Raw genomic sequence first — 19,721 nt, 5'->3', positions numbered from 1 at the left:
TCGCCGAACTTAACCGAGCGCTTGCTTGGTTTTCAACAAGATTGTGCAAACCAGGGAAACCGGGGGGTCATTGCTGGCACGCCAGCGCCCACAGGTCCGGAGATGTTCACCCTGTTTGGTGATCAACACAAATCACTGTGGGAGCTGGTCCGCCTGCGATGAGGCCAGATCAGGCCATACAAATATCAGAGGGAAATCGGCTTACGCCCGGCAAACGAATGCGCCAGCGTCCCGCCATCGACCAGCTCCAGCTCACCACCCAACGGCACGCCGTGAGCAATGCGCGAAGCGATCAGGCCTTTGTTGGCGAGAAGCTGCGCGATGTAATGCGCCGTGGCTTCACCTTCCACCGTCGGGTTGGTGGCGAGGATGACCTCGGTAAACGTGCCCGCCTCTTCAATTCGCGTTATCAATTGCGGAATGCCGATGGCCTCAGGCCCAAGGCCATCGAGCGGCGACAGATGCCCCTTGAGCACGAAGTAGCGTCCACGGAACCCGGTCTGTTCGACCGCGTAGACATCCATCGGCCCTTCGACCACACACAGCAAGGTGTCATCGCGGCGGGTATCGGCGCATTGCGGGCACAGATCGTCTTCGGTCAACGTGCGGCACTGGCGGCAATGACCGACCCCTTCCATGGCCTGGCTCAGGGACTGGGCCAGGCGCGTACCGCCGCTGCGATCACGCTCGAGCAACTGCAACGCCATGCGCTGGGCGGTTTTCTGACCCACACCCGGCAAAATTCGCAGGGCGTCGATCAGTTGGCGAATCAAAGGGCTGAAGCTCATGGGTAAAAAGTCCGACAAAACAACGAGACGCGGTTTATACCCGCGCCTCTGGCCAGCGTCAAATACTCAGTCTGTGGCGACCTTCACCACCAGTTTGCCGAAGTTGCGCCCTTCCAGCAGACCGATAAACGCCTCGGGCGCCTGCTCCAGGCCCTCGACCACGTCCTCGCGGAACTTCACCTTGCCGTCGCGCACCCACGGCACCATGTGGCTGATGAATTCCGGCTGACGATCACCGTAGTCATCGAACACGATAAAGCCCTGAATGCGCACACGCTTGGTGAGCAACGTGCGTTGCAGCAGCGGCAGGCGATCCGGGCCTTGCGGCGCTTCGGCAGCGTTGTAACCGGCAATCAGCCCGCACAACGGAATGCGCGCCTTGGGATTGAGCAGCGGCACCACCGCGTCGAAGACATGACCGCCGACGTTTTCGTAATAGATGTCGATGCCTTGCGGGCACGCCTTCGCCAGCTGTTCGGCAAAGTCCGGCGCCTTGTGATCGATGCAGGCGTCGAAACCCAGTTCCTCGACCACGTATTTACACTTCTCGGCCCCACCGGCCACACCGACCGCACGCAGGCCTTTGATCTTCGCCACCTGGCCGACCACCGAGCCCACGGCGCCGGAGGCGGCGGCCACCACCAGGGTTTCCCCCTCTTTCGGCTGACCGATGTCCATCAGCCCCATGTACGCGGTCATGCCCGGCATGCCGAGCACACCGAGGGCCATCGACGGGCCCGGCAGCCCGGCAGGGATCGGGATGATGTTGCGTCCGTCACTGATGCTGTGGCTTTGCCAGCCTGTGGCGCCGACCACCAGATCGCCCTTGTGGAATTTCGGATGACGCGAGTCCTCGACACGGCTGACAGCGCCACCGGTCATGACTTCGCCGATTTGTACCGGAGCGGCGTAGGACGGGGCGTCGCTCATACGTCCGCGCATATAGGGGTCAAGCGACAGGTACAGGGTTTTCAGCAGGATCTGGCCATCTTCGAGGTCGGGCAACGCTTCGCGCTCCAGGCGGAAGTTTTCCGGGGTCGGCGCGCCCACAGGACGAGAGGCAAGGACAAAACGTTGATTGAGGGTAAGAGGGTCGGACATGTCAGCGTCTCCTGTGAATGATGAATTCCGGGGTATAGGGAGCAGACCGTTGTGGCAATAGCAGGTTCGATGTTTCTGCTGTGAACCTGGGGCGAGGGAGATCACAAGACGCGCACTCCAGGAGGCGCCAGAAACAAAAATGCCAAGCGCAATGCCTGGCATTTTGTGTAGCTCATCTGCCGCCGTATGGCGAATCAGAATGGCAGTTTCATACCGGCTGGCAGGTTCATGCCAGCGGTCATGCTGCCCATTTTTTCCTGGCTGTTGGCTTCAATCTTGCGCACGGCGTCGTTGACGGCGGCAGCAACCACGGCTTCCAGCATCTCCTTGTCGTCTTCGCTCAGGCCTTCGACCAGGCTTGGGTCGATGCTCACGCTTTTCACGTCGTGACGACCGGTCATCACCACGGTGACCATATCGCCACCGGCTTTACCGGTGACTTCGGCGTTGGCCAGTTCTTCCTGCATCTTGGCCATTTTTTCCTGCATCTGCTGCGCCTGCTTCATCAGGCCGGCCATGCCACCTTTCATCATGGGAATCACCTCAAAAGTACTTGGATCAAAACAGCGTCCGCCCTGTGCGGCCGGACGCCTTCAGTTATTAGCCTTGGGGGACCAAAGCGTCGACAGGTTCAATAGTATCGTGTCGCACCACCGCGCCGAACTGCTGGACCATCTGCTGGATGAACGGATCACCGTGGATCGACTCCTCCGCCTCGCGCTGACGGTTGGCCCGGCGACGCGACGCAGCCTGGGCCGGGGTTTCCTGCTCGGGCTTGATCAGCTCGATGGTCAGGCTCAGCGTACGACCGTGAAACTGGTTCAATGCATCGTTCAGGCGCCGCTGTTGCGTGGCATTGAACAGTGCACTGTGCGCCGGGTCCAGGTGCATCAGCCAGTGATCGCCATCGACGGCGATCAGTGTGCAGTTGGCGGCGATGCTGCCGGTCATGCCAGAGATCGGCAATTGCGGGAACAGCTCCAGCCATTGCAGTGCAAGACCGGTGGCCGGCGCTGCCGCAGGTTCCGGCTCGGGTTCCGGCGCTGGCTCAGCAGCGTGTTCGCTGGCCAGTTCGTCGAGGTAACTGTAGGCCGAATCCATGTCCGGCTCGATGTAATCCTCGTCCAGCGGCGGCTCGTCGTCCAGGTCCATGCCCGGGGTGGCGGCATCGACGTCGGCAACCGACGGCTCGGGAATCGGCGCAGCGGCCCATTCCGGCGCATCCGGGACCACGCTGTCCGGAGTCGGCAGTGGCATCGGCGGCAACTCGGGCTGCTCGGCAGCGGTTTCCAGTACCGGTTCGACGGCGGGTTGCTGCACGGGCTCTGGCTCGGCTTCAACCGGGTCGTTCCACGGCAGGTCGACCACCGCTGCGGCGATGACCGGCTCAGGTTCTGGCTCGGCAACCACGACAGGCGCAACTGGTGCAGCTTCCGGAACCGGTGCCGGGGCCACCACGGGTGTCGGAGCCGGCGCAACAGCCGCAGCGACTACCGGCGCAGGCTTGGGCGCGGCAGCCACTGAGTTTGCGGAATCAACTGTGGCCTGGCTGATCCCCACTGGCTTTAGCGGTTGCCTCGGGGCGTCCGCCGTGTCCGCCGGCCGGAAGGCCAGCATCCGCAGCAGCACCATCTCGAAACCGCCACGCGGGTCCGGCGCCAGCGGCAAATCGCGGCGGCCGATCAGGCCCATCTGGTAATAGAACTGCACGTCTTCGGCAGGCAATGCCTGGGCCAGCGCCAATACACGATCGCGGTCGCCATGACCGTTATCGACGCCTTCCGGCAGCGCCTGGGCGATGGCGACGCGGTGCAGCACGTTGAGGATTTCCGAGAGCACGCCGTTCCAGTCCGGGCCTTGCTCGGCCAGGTGCCGCACGGCCTCGAGCAGCGCCTTGGCGTCGCCTTCGATCAAAGAATGCAGGACGTCGTAGACCTGACCATGGTCCAGCGTGCCGAGCATCGCCCGCACGTCGGTGGCCAGGACCTTGCCCTCACCGAAAGCGATGGCCTGATCGGTCAGGCTCATGGCGTCTCGCATCGAACCGTCAGCAGCGCGACCGAGCAACCACAAGGCATCGTCTTCGAACGGCACGTTCTCGGCGGTCAGAACGTGGGTCAAATGCTCGACCACGCGCTCCGGTGTCATGTTCTTCAGGGAGAACTGCAGGCATCGCGACAAAATCGTTGCCGGAAGTTTCTGCGGGTCCGTGGTCGCCAGGATGAACTTGACGTACGGCGGCGGCTCTTCGAGGGTTTTCAGCAGCGCATTGAAGGAATGGCTGGAGAGCATGTGCACTTCGTCGATCAGGTAGACCTTGAAGCGCCCGCGGCTCGGCGCGTACTGCACGTTGTCGAGCAGTTCGCGGGTGTCTTCGACCTTGGTGCGGCTCGCGGCGTCGATCTCGATCAGGTCGACGAAACGGCCCTCGTCGATTTCCCGGCACACCGAGCACTCACCGCAGGGGCTGGAAGTGATACCTGTCTCACAGTTCAGGCATTTGGCAATGATCCGCGCAATTGTGGTTTTACCCACCCCCCGCGTCCCGGTGAACAGGTAGGCGTGGTGCAGCCGCTGGCTGTCCAAGGCATTGATCAGAGCCTTGAGCACATGGGTCTGGCCGACCATTTCGCGGAACGAGTGCGGACGCCATTTACGTGCAAGAACCTGATAACTCATCGAAAACCGTCGCAACGAAGGAAGCTGAAGCGGCTAATGCTAGCGGAGCAAGGGCAAAATTGCATCCGGTGTGCTCGTCTAATATGGCTAAGCTGCATGAGCAGAGGCTTTTATCGGCTCGGGATGGGGAATTACCGGAGCGTTTATGCGTTGGGCCTTGGCGGCTTTGTTGGGAATCAGCCTGAGCACGTCCGCAGCGGAGCCCCCGCTGCGCTTCGCCATGCCCGACAGCTGGGCCATGCCGATGGTGCAATTGGAACACGGCCGCCCGACCCAGGGCATTCTGTACGACCTCATGCTCAGCCTCGCCACTCAGGTCGGCGTGCCGGCGCAATTCCATGTCCTGCCCCGCGCCCGGGTGCAGACGGCCATGGAACAAGGCGCGATCGACGTGCGCTGCTATGCCGCGCAGTCGTGGCTGCCGAATCAGTCCGGCGATTACATCTGGAGCATTCCGCTGCTGTTTCAGCGTGATCTGCTGGTCAGCCGCAAGGCACCATTGACCCGTGTCGATCCGACCACCCTGCCGCGCCAGTCGATCGGCACCGTGCTCGGCTACACCTACCCGACGCTGCAACCACTGTTCGATGCCGATCAACTGCAGCGCGAAGATGCGCGCAATCAGGAACAGGTGCTGGAGAAGCTGCTGGCCGGGCGTTATCGCTATGCGGTGAGCAACCAGTGGACGCTGGACTGGTTCAATCAGCGGTTGATACCTGAACAGCAGCTGCAAGGCGTGGCGGTGCTACAGGAGCAGAAGGTCGGGTGCTATGTGCGCAATGACCCGAAAGTACCGGTGCAGCGGATCTTGCGCACATTGCTGCGAATGAAGATGTCGGGGGAGATTGATGAGATTATCCGGTTGTATACCGGTCGTGCAGAACCAGGGGCCTGAGCACACACGGCCATCGTAAGCCTGTTCGATAGCTGGCGGCCTGCTCGACAGTTCGTGCAACAAAGCCACAATAAAAAACCACCTGAACAGGTGGTTTTTTCGGGCCCAAACAGCACGTTTTGCTGAATCCTTACGGTTGCAAGAAGCGCCCGGCAAATCGCCAGTGTTGTGGCGAGTGGCGCGTCATCACGATCAGATCGCCTTTTTTGACATTGATCCGGCTTTGCATCGGAATCAGTCGAGGATCCTTTACGACCGTATCTTCAGACGCCACGGTGTAGGAAAACCCCGCCCAACGATGAACACCGTTGTAGAGCTCGCAATCGAGCGAAGGAAATGCGCCCATCTTGCCTACGCACTTGGTGACTTCTTCGGTGTAGAGCGGGGTCATCTTATCCGCGCCGTAGTAGGCAAGAACGTAACCCTCAATGGAGTTCTTCAATTCCAGCGTGGTGTAACCCGCTGAATCGCCGCCATCATCGGTGAGTTCGACCTTGCGCGAAAAGTAGTCGCGGGCCGCTGCGGTTTCCGCATCCTGAGCCTTTTGTTGCTCAGGCGTCAGCGGCGTGGCGCAGGCTGCGAGCAACGTGGATGCCAACAGGCAGAGGAAGAGTTTTGGAAATGACATGAAAAGCCTCCTGGCAACAGCAAAGAATGAAGCGGAAGATCGACAGGCATAAAAAAACCGCAGTGGGCGAAACCCATGCAGTTCTGTTTGAAGCGTTCGATTGTTCGTTAAGGTGGTAACCCCACCAGCCACACCCCGGCACACAATGTTCCCGCTGTGGCTGCTTCCTTCCGGATCTGACCAGGTTCACGGGTAATCGTTGCGGGGGGACCGATGGGGTCACCATAACGACGCTTGCCTGTCGGCGAGCCGCGCCATTGTACCTATCTGAAGCGAAGTTACAACCGTTGGTTGCAGATTAAAAATATGAACGGGTTCAAGGACATGCAGTGACGGCGAAAGACCGCAGCCGGCGCCAGCGCCTACAGGGTCAGGACTTCGTCTGCACGACCGCCCGCCTGCTGGATCACCAGATGAATGAAATGCAGTTTGGCAATCGCCGGCGCCGGCAGCACGAACGGGTAGAAATCCGGCTGCCCCATGCTCCGTGACAGTTCATTGAGCATCCCTGCCAGCTCGATCCAGGCATTGACGAACGACAGGAATGCCGCACCGCCGGGGTGCTCCGGATCGTACAGGGTGCCGGGCGGAAACGGCTGGTAGTCGAAATCCATTTCCCGCGCACTCATGCCGAAGCCCAACGCGGTGTCCACCGCGTCCATCATGTGCAGGTAGTGCGCCCAGGTTTCCGCCCAGTCTTCCCACGGGTGCATGGTGGCGTAGGCGCTGACGTAGCGCTGCGGCCAGTCCAGCGGCGCGCCTTGCTGGTAATGGCGATCCAGGGCCTCGGCATAACTGGCGCGTTCGTCGCCGAACAGATCACGAAACGATCCGAGCCACGGGCCGTTGGCGATCAGGCGATCCCAGTAGTAATGCCCGACCTCATGACGGAAATGCCCGAGCAGCGTGCGATAGGGTTCATGCATCGCCGCCCGCACCTGTTCGCGGTGGGCGTCGTCAGCTTCCTTGATGTCGAGGGTGATCAGGCCGTTGGCGTGACCGGTCATCGGCGCGTTGCCTTCAAGGTCGACGCCGATGAAGTCGAAGGCCAGCCCGGTTTCTTCGTCCACGGTTTTCGAGATGACCTGCAAACCGAGCGTAATCAGTTGCGCGACCAGACGACGCTTGGCGATTTCGACCTTGCGCCAGCGTTCAGGGTTGTCCGGGACGGACAGGTCGGGGATGGTGCGATTGAGGCTGCAGGCGACGCACAGGCGGTCGTGATCGTTGGCCGGCAGCAGCCAGTTACACGCGGCGGGCGTGTCGAGGTTGGCGCAGCGGCGGAAAAGCCCGGCCTCAGGAGCGACGTCCAGGGTCCACGTGTCGGCCAGCAGCCCAGGCTGCAGCGAGGTCAGGCGGCTTTCTTCGGGTTGATAGCCAAGCAACGCATTGCAGGCCAGGCACTGGCTGTTGCGAAAGAACAGCGACTGGCCGCAGCGGCACGGCCAGACTTTACTGTTGCGTGAGGATTCACCCGTGAACGGCGCGACGATGCGCGAACTGAGCTGCTCGAAAAAGCGGTACATGGCGATCTCTCCCTGGGGCTTGCCAAGACTAGATCATTGCCGAGACAACATCGTTCCGAATACTCCACAGCTATTGGCTGATACCACACTTGTGGTGAAGGTTCACCCAATGACTCAGGCGGAGATACCGTGGGTTTTGAGGAAGGCGATAAACGCTTCTTCGTCCATCACTTTCACGCCCAGCTCATTGGCTTTGGTCAGCTTGGAACCGGCCCCCGGGCCGGCAACCACGCAGTGAGTTTTTGCCGACACCGAACCGGCGACTTTCGCGCCAAGGCTTTCCAGATGCTCCTTGGCGACATCGCGGCTCATCAGCTCGACCTTGCCGGTCAACACCCAGGTCTCGCCGGACAGCGGCAGACCTTCGACGACTTTCTTCTCGCTCTGCCAGTGCATGCCGAAATCACGCAGCTGTTTCTCGGCGGACTCGGCGATCTGCCGATGCTCTGCCAATGCAAAGAACTCACGCACCGCGTTGGCCTGTTTTTCCGGCAGCGCCTGACGCATGTCCAGCCAGTCCGCATTCATCACGGCTTCCAGCGAGCCAAACTTGTCCGCCAGTTTCTGCGCACCGCCGGGGCCGACCGAAGGGATGTGCAGTTTGTCGAGGAAACCACCCAGGGTGGTGCTGGCCGCGAACTCGGCGCCCAGCTCACCCTGATCCTGAATCTGCAAACCATGACCGAGCAACTCGCTGATGACCTGCTGGTTATGCGCATCTTCAAAGAAGCTGTGAATCTCGTGCGCCACCTCCAGCCCCACGTCCGGCAGGTAGGTCAGCACTTGTGGCAACGCCTGCTGCACGCGTTCCAGCGAACCCAGCGAACGCGCCAGCACTTTGGCCGTCTCTTCGCCGACGTCGGGAATGCCCAGCGCGTAGATAAACCGCGCCAGCCCCGGCTGCTTGCTGTCTTCAATCGCCGCCAGCAGTTTGTTGCTGGACACTTCGGCGAAGCCTTCCAGATCGACGATGTCGTCGAACTTCAGCGCATACAGATCCGCCGGTGAACTGACCAGACCTTCATCGACCAGTTGCTCGACGCTCTTGTCGCCAAGGCCTTCGATATCCATCGCTCGACGCGAGACGAAGTGAATGATCGCCTGCTTCAATTGCGCACCGCAGGCCAGACGACCGACGCAGCGATACACCGCGCCTTCGCTGACCGTTTCCTTGCCCTTGCTGCGCTTGATCAGTTGCGTACGCTCAACATGCGACCCGCACACCGGGCACGTCTGCGGGATCGCTACCGGCCGCGCATTTTCCGGACGGCGCTCGGTGACCACCTGCACCACTTGCGGAATCACGTCACCGGCGCGGCGGATGATCACCGTGTCGCCGATCATCAGCCCCAGGCGCGCGACTTCATCCATGTTGTGCAACGTCGCGTTGGCCACGGTGACACCTGCGACCTTGACCGGCTTCAGGCGCGCGACCGGCGTAACGGCACCGGTGCGGCCGACCTGGAATTCCACGTCGAGCAGCTCGGTGAGCTCTTCCATCGCCGGGAATTTATGCGCGATCGCCCAGCGCGGTTCGCGGGCGCGGAAGCCCAGTTCGCGCTGATCGGCAATGCTGTTGACCTTGAACACCACGCCGTCGATTTCATAGGCCAGTGAATTGCGTCGTTCGCCGATGTCGCGGTAATAGTCCAGACACTCGCCAATGCCCTTGGCCAGTTTCAGCTCATGGCTGATCGGCAGACCCCACTGCTGCAACTGCTTGAGGTTGCCGATGTGGGTGTCGGAAATATCGTGGGAGACCTGACCGATGCCGTAGCAGCAGAATTCCAGCGGCCGGTTGGCGGTAATCTTCGAATCCAGCTGACGCAGACTGCCGGCAGCGGCGTTGCGCGGGTTGGCGAAGGTCTTGCCACCGACTTCCAGTTGCGAGGCGTTGAGGCGCTCGAAACCGGCCTTGGACATGAACACTTCACCGCGCACTTCCAAGGTCGCCGGCCAGCCTGCGCCGTGCAGCTTCAGCGGAATGTTGCGCACGGTGCGCACGTTGACGCTGATGTCTTCGCCAGTGGTGCCATCGCCGCGTGTGGCGCCGCGCACCAGCACGCCGTCCTGATACAGCAGGCTGACCGCCAGACCATCGAGCTTCGGTTCGCAGCTGTACTCCACCGCCGCGCCACCACCGAACAGATCGCCCGCTGGCAGATCCAGACCTTCGGTCACCCGGCGATCGAATTCGCGCATGTCGGTTTCTTCGAAGGCGTTGCCGAGGCTGAGCATCGGTACTTCGTGACGCACCTGAGTGAACGCGGTCAGTGCCACGCTGCCGACGCGCTGGGTCGGCGAGTCGCTGGTGATCAGTTCCGGGTGGGCCGCTTCCAGTGCCTTGAGCTCATGGAACAACCGGTCGTACTCGGCGTCCGGAATGCTCGGCTCGTCGAGGACGTGGTAACGGTAGTTGTGCTGATCGAGTTCAGCGCGCAGCTCTAGAATACGGGTTTTGGCGGCGGTCATGGGTGTTCTCTCATAAAGCAAAAGAGCAGCCGAGGCTGCTCAATCTATATTGCCGACTGCCTCTTGTGCCGAGGCAATCTTTTCAATCAACGCTTCTGGGTCAGGGCGCGACGTTCGAATTCGACGATGCGCTGACGGTAGTGCTCAATCGTTTGTGCGGTCAGAACACTGCGCTGGTCATCTTTCAGCTCGCCGTTCAGTTCCTGGGACAGCTTGCGGGCTGCCGCCACCATCACGTCGAAGGCTTGCTTCGGATGACGCGGGCCTGGCAAGCCGAGGAAGAAGCTCACCGCCGGGGTGCTGAAATGGTCGATATCGTCCAGATCGAAGATCCCCGGTTTGACCGCGTTGGCCATGGAGAACAGCACTTCACCGTTGCCGGCCATGCTTTCGTGACGGTGGAAAATATCCATCTCGCCAAAACGCAGACCGCTTTCCAGAATGTTCTGCAACAGCGCCGGGCCTTTGAAGCCGGCGGCGTCGCGGCAGATCACGCTGATCACCAGGACTTCTTCGGCTTGCGGCTGGTCCTTGTCGACCACGGCCGGCGCAGGTTTGGTGTCTTCGACGAAATCGTCGTCACGGCTGCTGAAGCTCGGGCCACCGTCCAGATCGAGGTCGAGGTTCAGGTCGCCCTGGGCCGGACCGTTGCTGCCGCGCTTGCCACGCTTGGAGCCGGATTCGCGAGGCTCGCGAGGTTCGCGGGCCGGCATGCTCACCGACGGCAGATCATGCTCGTCCAGTTGCGGTTCTTTATGTGTGTCCAGCACGCGGGCCGGGCCCAACAGCTCAGCGCTGGTGTCCTCGTCCGGCAGGTTGGACAGACTTCGGTCAAGACGGAATTTCAGTTTTCCCTTGCCGCCGCGCATACGGCGCCAGCCATCGAAAAGAATACCGGCTATCACAATGATGCCGATGACGATCAGCCACTCGCGCAGACCGATTTCCATGTAATCCCGTGCCTCTATAAAAAATGCTGAAAAATAAGGGGTTTACATTGTGCAAACCGCTTTAAAACGTGGCGCCAACTCTATGTTCTGACAGGCGTTTTGCCCACGTATACGAAAAATTGACATTAAACTAGCACGACCAAAGACAACTTTACACCGTCTGTCGAAATCGCTGCGCAAATTGTGTCGATTTGCCACTTTCATTCAAATAGTCAGCCTGTTGTCCTCTTTGCGCAGCTCAGCTGCAAGTCGCGAGCTATAAGCCACAAGCTCTTCTCTTGCAGCTTATCGCTCGAAGCTGCGCCGCTAGGCGTCCACCATCGCCATCGCCTCCTCGACATCCACGGCTACCAGTCGCGAACAACCCGGCTCATGCATCGTCACGCCCATCAACTGCTCAGCCATTTCCATGGCGATCTTGTTGTGGGTGATGTAGATGAACTGCACGGTCTGCGACATCTCTTTGACCAAGCGTGCGTAGCGTCCAACGTTAGCGTCATCCAGTGGCGCGTCAACCTCATCGAGCATACAGAACGGCGCCGGATTCAATTTGAAGATGGCAAATACCAGTGCCAGTGCGGTCAGGGCCTTTTCCCCGCCAGAGAGCAAATGGATGGTGCTGTTCTTCTTCCCTGGCGGCTGCGCCATGATCGTTACCCCTGTATCGAGTAGATCTTCGCCCGTCAGTTCCAAATACGCGCGCCCGCCACCGAAAACTTTTGGGAAAAGCGCCTGTAAACCGCCATTGATCTGATCAAAGGTATCTTTGAAACGGTTACGGGTTTCCTTGTCGATCTTGCGAATCACGTTCTCCAGGGTCTCCAGGGCCTCGACCAGATCGGCGTCCTGAGCATCCAGATAACGTTTACGCTCGGATTGTTGCGTGTATTCGTCAATGGCCGCGAGGTTGATCGCGCCCAGGCGTTGAATCCGCGCGTTGATCCGTTCGAGTTCTTCTTCGGCTTCACGTTCACTGGCTTGTGCCGTCAATGTCGCGAGTACGCCGTTGAGATCGTAGCCGTCTTCGAGCAGTTGATCTTGCAAGGCCTTGCGGCGCACGGTCAGGGCTTGCCATTCCATGCGCTGCTGTTCGAGCTGGCCGCGGATCAGTTGCGATTGCTGCTCGGCCTGGGTCCGGCGTTTTTCCGCATCGCGCAGTTCGCGGTCGGCGTCTTCGAGGGCGATTTGCGCGGTCTTGAGTTCTTCGTCGACGGTCATGCGCTTGTCGAGCAACTCTTCAAGTTTCAGGCGCAGCTCTTCCAGCGGTGCCTCGCCCTCCTCCAGGTTCAGACTCAACTGTTCGCGCTTTTCCGTCAGGCGCTCGGCCTGCATTTCCAGACGCTCCAACGCCTGACGCGTGGAGTCATGCTGCGCACGCAACGAGCCGAGACGCACGGCCAACTGATGGGCATGATCCTTGTGCTGCCGCGCTTCCTGACGCACGCGGTCGAGGCGTTCGCGCAGACTGTCGCGCTGGGCCAGCAGCAATTCGCGCTGTTCAGTGTCCAGCGCCATGGCGTCCAGCGCTTCCTGCAATTGCATGCGCGCTTCGCCGATCTGCTCGTGCTCGAGTTCGCGTTGTTCGCCGAGCTCGATCAGTTCTTCATCGAGACGGGTGCGGCGCAAGGTCAGTTGTTCGGCCTTGGCTTTACCAGCGGACAACTGCGCTTTCAATTCGCCTTGCTGGCGTGCTTCGTCTTGCAGCAAGCGACGCAAATGTTCGCGGCCGTTTTCCTGCTGACGCTGTTGCGCGCGCAAAGTTTGCAAACGGGTTTCCATGGCTTCGACCGTGGCTTCGCGCTCTTCGCGTTCGAGATGCAAAGCCTCGATTTCCTGGCCACGGGCGAGCATGCCGCTTTCCGCTTCGCTGGCCCGGCGCACGCGCAGAAAATGCCGACCGACCCAATAGCCATCGCGACTGATCAGGCTCTGGCCGGCGCTCAATTGTCCGCGCAGTGCCAATGCCTGCTCCAGGCTGTCGACCGGTTTGACCTGGCCCAGCCACGGCGACAGATCAATCTGCGCTTCGACTTTGTCCAGCAGGCTGCCCGCCACGCGCACGCCATCGTTGCCCGGACTGAGCAGGCGCAGATCGCCCTGGCTGAACCCGGACAGATCGAAACCGCTGAAATCGTCGACCAGCACCGCTTGCAGATCGGCGCCGAGCACGGTTTCCACCGCCAGCTCCCAACCCGCCTCGACCTTCAGGCCTTCGGCCAGACGTGGGCGCTCAGCGAGATTATGTTCCTTCAACCATTCGGCGGTGCCGGTGCCCGGATCGAGCGCAGCTTGCTGCAAGGCTTCCAACGAAGCCAGCCGGCCGTTGAGGCGTTGCAGATCGCCCTGCGCCTGTTGTTGCGCGGTCAGTGCCTGCTGCAACTCCTGACGCAGTTGCTCAAGCTTTTCGACCTGCGCTTCTTCGCTGGTCTGCAAATCTTCAAGCGTCGCTTCGGACTCGGCGAGTTGCTCGTTGAGCGCCATGATCGCCGCGTCTTCGGGATCGGCCGAGAGCAACGCGCGCTCTTCACCGAGACGCTTCTGCCGATCGGCCAGGCGCTCCATGCTGGTTTCCAGCTGCTGGATGCGCGACTGCTGGACTTCGGCCTGACGTCGCGGTTCAGCGGCGGTCAGGTTGAAAGCGTCCCACTGCTCCTGCCAGCCATGCATGACGCTTTCGGAATCTTCCAACGCAGCAGCGGCTTCTTCGGCGGCAGCGCTGGTGACTTCCTGTTCCGGGGTGAGCATGTCCAGCTCTTCGCCGAGAGTCAGCAGCAACGTGCGGTCGTGCCCCAGGTGCGATTCGGTTTCCAGCCGCGCCCGCTCGGCTTCTTTCAGATCGTCCTGCAACTGGCGCAGGCGTTGCTGACCGTGCTGGATACTCTGCTCGACCCGGGCAATGTCGCCGCCGACCGAATAAAAGCGTCCCTGCACCAGATTGAAGCGCTCGGACAGGTCGTGGTGACCGTCGCGCAGGCGTTCAATGGCGGCATCGGCATTGCGCTGCTCGGCGACCAGCGCCTCGAAACTGATTTCCTGGGTGCCGATGATCGACTCGCGCTGGCCGACCTGATCGTTCAGATCCTGCCAGCGCAGGGCCGACAGTTGCGCCTTGAGCTGACGCTCCTCGGCCTTGAATTCCTGATACTTCTTCGCCGCTTCGGCCTGACGGTGCAAGCGTTCGAGCTGACGCTCGAGTTCTTCGCGCAGGTCAGTCAGGCGGGCGAGGTTTTCGTGGGTGCGGCGGATACGGTTTTCGGTCTCGCGGCGGCGCTCCTTGTACTTGGAGATGCCCGCCGCTTCTTCGATAAAGTTGCGCAGGTCTTCGGGCTTGGATTCGATCAGCTTGGAGATCATGCCTTGTTCGATGATCGAATAGCTGCGCGGGCCGAGGCCGGTGCCGAGGAAGATATCGGTGATGTCGCGACGACGGCATTTGGTGCCGTTGAGGTAATAAGTAGTCTGGCTGTCGCGGGTGACTTTACGGCGGATGGAAATCTCCGCGTAGGCCGCGTACTCGCCCAGCAGTGTGCCGTCGGAGTTGTCGAACACCAGTTCGATGCTCGCCTGGCTCACTGGTTTGCGGCTGGTTGAGCCGTTGAAGATGACGTCGGTCATCGACTCGCCACGGAGGTTCTTCGCCGAACTTTCGCCCATCACCCAACGCACGGCGTCAATGATGTTCGACTTGCCGCAACCGTTCGGCCCGACGACCGCCGCCATGTTACTGGGGAAGTTCACCGTGGTCGGGTCGACGAAGGATTTGAATCCCGCCAGTTTGATGCACTTGAGCCGCACGCTTAGGCGACCGTCAGGGCAGACACCACCAGATCGCAGCTGCGCCGGGCGTAAGCCGTCAGCACGATGCGGATCTGCGGCAAATCACGGGCAAGCACGGCGGCCAGCAGGCGTTCGAACAGTTCGAGGAACTCGCTCATTTCCGCCTTGCGTTGTTCGAGGGCGAGGAAATAGGCACGGCTCATGGCCGGCTGCAGGTTCTCGACCGTCTCTTGCAGGTACGGGTTGTTGGCGAACGGATAAGCGGCGCGCATCACCGCGAAGCTGTCGTCGACAAACGTGCGGATGTCCTGACGCTCGTAGCTGGCGGTCAGGCGCTGCTGGATCTGCACGAACGGCGCCATGTCCGACTGGACTTGCCAGCCATTGGCAACCGAGTTGCCGAGCAGGATGTACAGCTCGCTCATCAGTGTGCAAAGGCTCTGCACCTTGTGCGGCGTGAGTTCGGTTACATGGGCGCCACGTCGCGGCAGGATCGCGATCAGGTGGCGACGCTCGAGGATCAGCAAGGCTTCGCGGACCGAGCCGCGGCTGACATTGAGGGCCAGCGTGACCTTCTGTTCCTGGATGCGCTCTCCCGGCTTCATTTCGCCACGAATGATGCGTTCGGCGAGGTGGTGAGCGATTTGCTCGGCGAGGCTGTCCGGCGCCTTGAACGTCATGGTTGTCCTTCAAACTCTTTCGATCTGCACAAGCGGCGCAGTGTAGCGCAAATGCAGGCTCATGGCGGAGTGCCCACTCAGCGGTTTTTGGCACGAATCCCGCAAAAAAGCAGGGGATCCAATGAGGGTCAATACTGAATAGACACGTTGTCGATCGACGAAATGCATTTTCCTGACCTTTAAGTCAGAAAATCATTGACCGAAAAGTCAGACCTGCTAAATTCGGTTCACGTCGGTTAACAACAATAATGAGTCTGCGAGGCCTTCCGTGATCCAGTTTTTACTTAACCAGGAACTCCGTAGCGAGCACGCCCTGGACCCGAATCTGACCGTGCTCAATTACCTGCGCGAACATGTGGGCAAATCCGGCACCAAAGAAGGTTGTGCCAGCGGTGACTGCGGCGCCTGCACCGTGGTGGTCGGCGAGTTGCAAACGGATGACGACGGCCGCGAACACATTCGCTATCGCAGCCTCAACTCGTGCCTGACGTTCGTTTCGTCGCTGCACGGCAAACAACTGATCAGCGTCGAAGACCTCAAGCACAAAGGCGAACTGCACAGCGTGCAGAAAGCCATGGTCGAGTGCCACGGCTCGCAGTGCGGTTTTTGCACCCCCGGTTTCGTCATGTCGCTGTTTGCCCTGCAAAAGAACAGCGATGCACCGGATCAGGCCAAGGCCCACGAAGCGCTGGCCGGCAACCTCTGCCGGTGCACCGGCTACCGGCCGATTCTGGCCGCCGCCGAGCAGTCGTGCTGCGGCAAGCAACCGGACCAGTTCGACGCCCGTGAAGCCGAGACCATCGCCCGCCTCAAAGCCATCGCCCCGACCGATATCGGCGAACTCAACAGCGGCGACAAGCGCTGCCTGGTGCCGCTGACCGTCGCTGATCTGGCCGACCTTTACGACGCTTATCCACAAGCGCGACTGCTGGCCGGTGGCACCGACCTGGCGCTGGAAGTCACCCAGTTCCACCGCACCCTTCCAGTGATGATCTACGTTGGCAACGTCGCGCAAATGAAGCGCATCGAAACCTTCGCTGACCGTATCGAAATCGGCGCCGCCACCGCCCTCTCCGACTGCTACGAAGCGCTGAACGCCGAATACCCGGACTTCGGTGAACTGCTGCACCGCTTCGCCTCCCTGCAGATCCGCAACCAGGGCACCCTCGGCGGCAACATCGGCAACGCCTCGCCGATCGGTGACTCGCCACCGCTGCTGATCGCCCTCGGCGCGCAGGTCGTGCTGTGTAAAGGCGAAACCCGCCGCACCTTGAACCTGGAAGATTACTTCATCGACTACAAAGTCACCGCGCGTCAGGAAAGCGAGTTCATCGAGAAAATCATCGTCCCGCGTGCCACGGCCGAGCAGCGTTTCCGCGCGTACAAGGTCTCCAAACGTCTGGACGACGACATTTCTGCCGTCTGCGCCGCCTTCAACCTGCGCGTGGAAAACGGCGTGATCAGCGACGCCCGCATGGCCTTCGGCGGCATGGCCGCGATCCCGAAACGCGCCGCCCACTGCGAAGCCGTGTTGCTCGGCCAGCCGTTCAACAACACCGTGATCGAACGCGCCTGCGCCGCACTGGCCGACGACTTCACACCGCTCTCGGACTTCCGCGCCAGCAAGGAATATCGCCTGCTCAGCGCGCAGAACCTGCTGCGCAAATACTTCATCGAACTGCAAACACCGCACATCGAGACTCGGGTGACCGCTTATGTCTAACCATCACGCCGTAGAGAAGACTCAAGCTGAATTGGCTGAACTGTTCGCCAAGGACCTGACTACCGGCGTCGGCCGCAGCGTCAAGCACGACAGCGCCGCCAAGCACGTGTCCGGTGAAGCGCAGTACATTGATGATCGTCTGGAATTCCCCAACCAGCTGCACCTGTACGCACGCCTGTCGGACCGCGCCCACGCGAAAATCATCAGCATCGACACCAAGCCGTGCTACGCCTTCGAAGGCGTGCGCATTGCGATCACCCATGAAGACGTGCCAGGCCTGAAAGACATCGGCCCGCTGCTGCCGGGCGATCCGTTGCTGGCCATCGACGACGTGCAGTTCGTTGGCCAACCGGTGCTCGCCGTCGCCGCCAAGGATCTGGAAACCGCCCGCAAGGCCGCGATGGCGGCGATCATCGAATACGAAGATCTGGAACCGGTGCTCGACGTGGTCGAAGCCTTGCGCAAACGCCACTTCGTGCTCGACAGCCACACCCATCAGCGCGGCGATTCGGTCTCTGCGCTGGCGACCGCTGAACACCGCATCCAGGGCACGCTGCACATTGGCGGTCAGGAACACTTCTACCTGGAGACGCAGATCTCCTCGGTGATGCCGACCGAAGACGGCGGCATGATCGTCTACTGCTCGACACAGAACCCGACCGAAGTGCAAAAACTGGTCGCCGAAGTGCTCGACGTGTCGATGAACAAAATCGTCGTCGACATGCGCCGCATGGGCGGTGGTTTCGGTGGCAAGGAAACCCAGGCTGCCAGCCCGGCGTGCCTGTGCGCCGTGGTTGCACACCTCACCGGCCAGCCAACGAAGATGCGCCTGCCGCGGGTCGAAGACATGCTGATGACGGGCAAGCGTCACCCGTTCTACGTCGAATACGACGTCGGCTTCGACAGCACCGGGCGCCTGCACGGGATCAACATGGACCTGGCCGGCAACTGCGGTTGCTCGCCGGACTTGTCCGCGTCGATCGTCGACCGGGCGATGTTCCACTCGGACAACTCGTACTACCTCGGTGACGCGACGATCAATGGTCACCGCTGCAAGACCAACACCGCGTCGAACACCGCTTACCGTGGTTTCGGTGGCCCGCAAGGCATGGTCGCCATCGAGGAAGTGATGGACGCGATTGCCCGTCACCTCCACCTCGATCCGCTGGCGGTGCGCAAGGCCAACTACTACGGCAAGACCGAGCGCAACGTCACCCACTACTACCAGACCGTCGAGCACAACATGCTCGAGGAAATGACCGCCGAACTGGAAGAAAGCAGCCAGTACCACGAGCGTCGCGAAGCGATCCGGCGCTACAACGCCAACAGCCCGATCCTGAAAAAAGGCCTGGCGCTGACCCCGGTGAAATTCGGTATTTCCTTCACCGCCAGCTTCTTGAACCAGGCCGGCGCACTGATCCACATCTACACCGACGGCAGCATCCACCTGAACCACGGCGGCACGGAAATGGGCCAGGGCCTGAACACCAAAGTCGCACAGGTGGTGGCCGAAGTGTTCCAGGTCGAAATCGACCGTGTACAGATCACCGCGACCAACACCGACAAAGTGCCAAACACCTCGCCGACGGCCGCCTCCAGCGGTGCTGACCTCAACGGCAAGGCCGCGCAGAACGCCGCCGAGACCATCAAGAAACGTCTGATCGAATTCGCTGCGCGGCACTACAAGGTCAGCGAAGAAGATGTGGAATTCCATAACGGCCATGTGCGCGTGCGTGATCACATCCTGACCTTCGAAACGCTGATCCAGCAGGCGTATTTCAATCAGGTGTCGCTGTCGAGCACCGGCTTCTACAAGACCCCGAAAATCTATTACGACCGCAGCCAGGCCCGTGGCCGGCCGTTCTACTACTTCGCCTTTGGCGCCGCATGTTGCGAGGTGATCGTCGACACCCTGACCGGCGAGTACAAGATGCTGCGCACCGACATCCTTCACGACGTCGGCGCCTCGCTGAACCCGTCCATCGACATCGGCCAGGTCGAAGGTGGCTTCGTGCAGGGCATGGGCTGGCTGACCATGGAAGAGCTGGTCTGGAACAACAAGGGCAAGCTGATGACCAACGGCCCGGCCAGCTACAAGATCCCGGCCGTGGCGGACATGCCGCTCGACCTGCGGGTGAAGCTGGTGGAAAACCGCAAGAACCCGGAAGACACGGTGTTCCATTCCAAGGCTGTCGGCGAGCCGCCATTTATGCTCGGGATCGCCGCATGGTGTGCGATCAAGGATGCGGTGGCGAGCCTGGGTGATTACCAGCATCAGCCGAAGATTGATGCGCCGGCGACTCCGGAGCGGGTGTTGTGGGGGTGTGAGCAGATGCGCCAGTTGAAGGCCGTGAAAGCGGTCGAAGCTGAAACCGAGTTGGCTCCCCTCTAAACCGAGGTGCGGTCTTCGCGAGCAAGCTCGCTCCCACATTTGGAATGCATTCTCCTGTGGGAGCGAGCTTGCTCGCGAAGAGGCCCGAACAGACAACAACGATGTCGAGG

At 60.9% G+C, this 19,721-nt stretch carries 13 protein-coding genes and 1 other RNA gene; 3 read left to right on the top strand and 11 right to left on the bottom strand.

Translation table 11 applies throughout. From position 1 onward, the window contains the following. Positions 1–185: 185 nt before the first annotated feature. The 4 genes from recR to dnaX form a co-directional block, all read right to left on the bottom strand. On the bottom strand, positions 186–788 hold the full coding sequence (gene recR / locus HV782_RS10230) for a recombination mediator RecR (protein WP_186744768.1): 603 nt from the start codon (positions 786–788) through the stop codon (positions 186–188). A gap of 66 nt (positions 789–854) precedes the next feature. Next, positions 855–1,889, bottom strand: coding sequence for an NADPH-dependent curcumin/dihydrocurcumin reductase (gene curA, locus HV782_RS10225; RefSeq protein ID WP_186744771.1), 1,035 nt, complete (start codon positions 1,887–1,889; stop codon positions 855–857). 194 nt (positions 1,890–2,083) lie between these two features. After that, positions 2,084–2,422 carry a YbaB/EbfC family nucleoid-associated protein gene (locus HV782_RS10220; protein ID WP_003223337.1) on the bottom strand — a complete coding sequence of 113 codons (339 nt, stop codon included), beginning with the start codon at positions 2,420–2,422 and terminating at the stop codon, positions 2,084–2,086. A 67-nt stretch (positions 2,423–2,489) separates the two neighbouring features. After that, entirely contained in the window at positions 2,490–4,568 is a 2,079-nt protein-coding gene (gene dnaX / locus HV782_RS10215; protein WP_186744773.1) for a DNA polymerase III subunit gamma/tau, read from the bottom strand. Between the two features lie 145 nt (positions 4,569–4,713). Here dnaX and HV782_RS10210 point away from each other — a divergent pair, with 145 nt between their 5' ends. Further along, on the top strand, positions 4,714–5,463 hold the full coding sequence (locus HV782_RS10210; protein WP_123463582.1) for a substrate-binding periplasmic protein: 750 nt from the start codon (positions 4,714–4,716) through the stop codon (positions 5,461–5,463). A gap of 130 nt (positions 5,464–5,593) precedes the next feature. Here HV782_RS10210 and HV782_RS10205 read toward each other — a convergent pair whose 3' ends face one another. The 7 genes from HV782_RS10205 to HV782_RS10175 form a co-directional block, all read right to left on the bottom strand. Then, positions 5,594–6,091: a hypothetical protein gene (locus HV782_RS10205; RefSeq protein ID WP_186744775.1), complete on the bottom strand. Its 498-nt coding sequence runs from the start codon at positions 6,089–6,091 to the stop codon at positions 5,594–5,596. 119 nt (positions 6,092–6,210) lie between these two features. Further along, positions 6,211–6,307, bottom strand: an RNA gene (ffs, locus tag HV782_RS10200) — signal recognition particle sRNA small type. Between the two features lie 146 nt (positions 6,308–6,453). Further along, a complete protein-coding gene (locus tag HV782_RS10195; RefSeq protein WP_186744778.1) occupies positions 6,454–7,617 on the bottom strand; it encodes a zinc-binding metallopeptidase family protein in 1,164 nt (387 codons plus the stop codon). 114 nt (positions 7,618–7,731) lie between these two features. Further along, a complete protein-coding gene (gene ligA, locus HV782_RS10190) occupies positions 7,732–10,089 on the bottom strand; it encodes an NAD-dependent DNA ligase LigA (protein ID WP_186744780.1) in 2,358 nt (785 codons plus the stop codon). A gap of 86 nt (positions 10,090–10,175) precedes the next feature. Next, the gene (gene zipA / locus HV782_RS10185; RefSeq protein ID WP_123463590.1) at positions 10,176–11,039 is read right to left on the bottom strand and encodes a cell division protein ZipA; all 864 of its coding nucleotides are present in this window, start codon (positions 11,037–11,039) and stop codon (positions 10,176–10,178) included. Positions 11,040–11,345: 306 nt separating this feature from the next. Further along, positions 11,346–14,834: a chromosome segregation protein SMC gene (gene smc / locus HV782_RS10180; protein WP_123463592.1), complete on the bottom strand. Its 3,489-nt coding sequence runs from the start codon at positions 14,832–14,834 to the stop codon at positions 11,346–11,348. Between the two features lie 2 nt (positions 14,835–14,836). Then, the gene (locus HV782_RS10175; protein WP_123463594.1) at positions 14,837–15,496 is read right to left on the bottom strand and encodes a GntR family transcriptional regulator; all 660 of its coding nucleotides are present in this window, start codon (positions 15,494–15,496) and stop codon (positions 14,837–14,839) included. Between the two features lie 268 nt (positions 15,497–15,764). Here HV782_RS10175 and xdhA point away from each other — a divergent pair, with 268 nt between their 5' ends. Both xdhA and xdhB read left to right on the top strand, forming a co-directional pair. Further along, positions 15,765–17,219, top strand: coding sequence for a xanthine dehydrogenase small subunit (gene xdhA, locus HV782_RS10170; RefSeq protein WP_186744782.1), 1,455 nt, complete (start codon positions 15,765–15,767; stop codon positions 17,217–17,219). After that, on the top strand, positions 17,212–19,611 hold the full coding sequence (xdhB, locus tag HV782_RS10165) for a xanthine dehydrogenase molybdopterin binding subunit (RefSeq protein WP_186744784.1): 2,400 nt from the start codon (positions 17,212–17,214) through the stop codon (positions 19,609–19,611). The genes xdhA and xdhB overlap by 8 nt, the downstream gene beginning before the upstream one ends. Positions 19,612–19,721: the final 110 nt, after the last annotated feature.

Source organism: Pseudomonas monsensis, assembly GCF_014268495.2.
Lineage (GTDB): Bacteria > Pseudomonadota > Gammaproteobacteria > Pseudomonadales > Pseudomonadaceae > Aquipseudomonas > Aquipseudomonas monsensis.
Note: the sequence above shows the minus strand (reverse complement) of the source record. Positions and strands in the feature narration are given on the sequence as shown.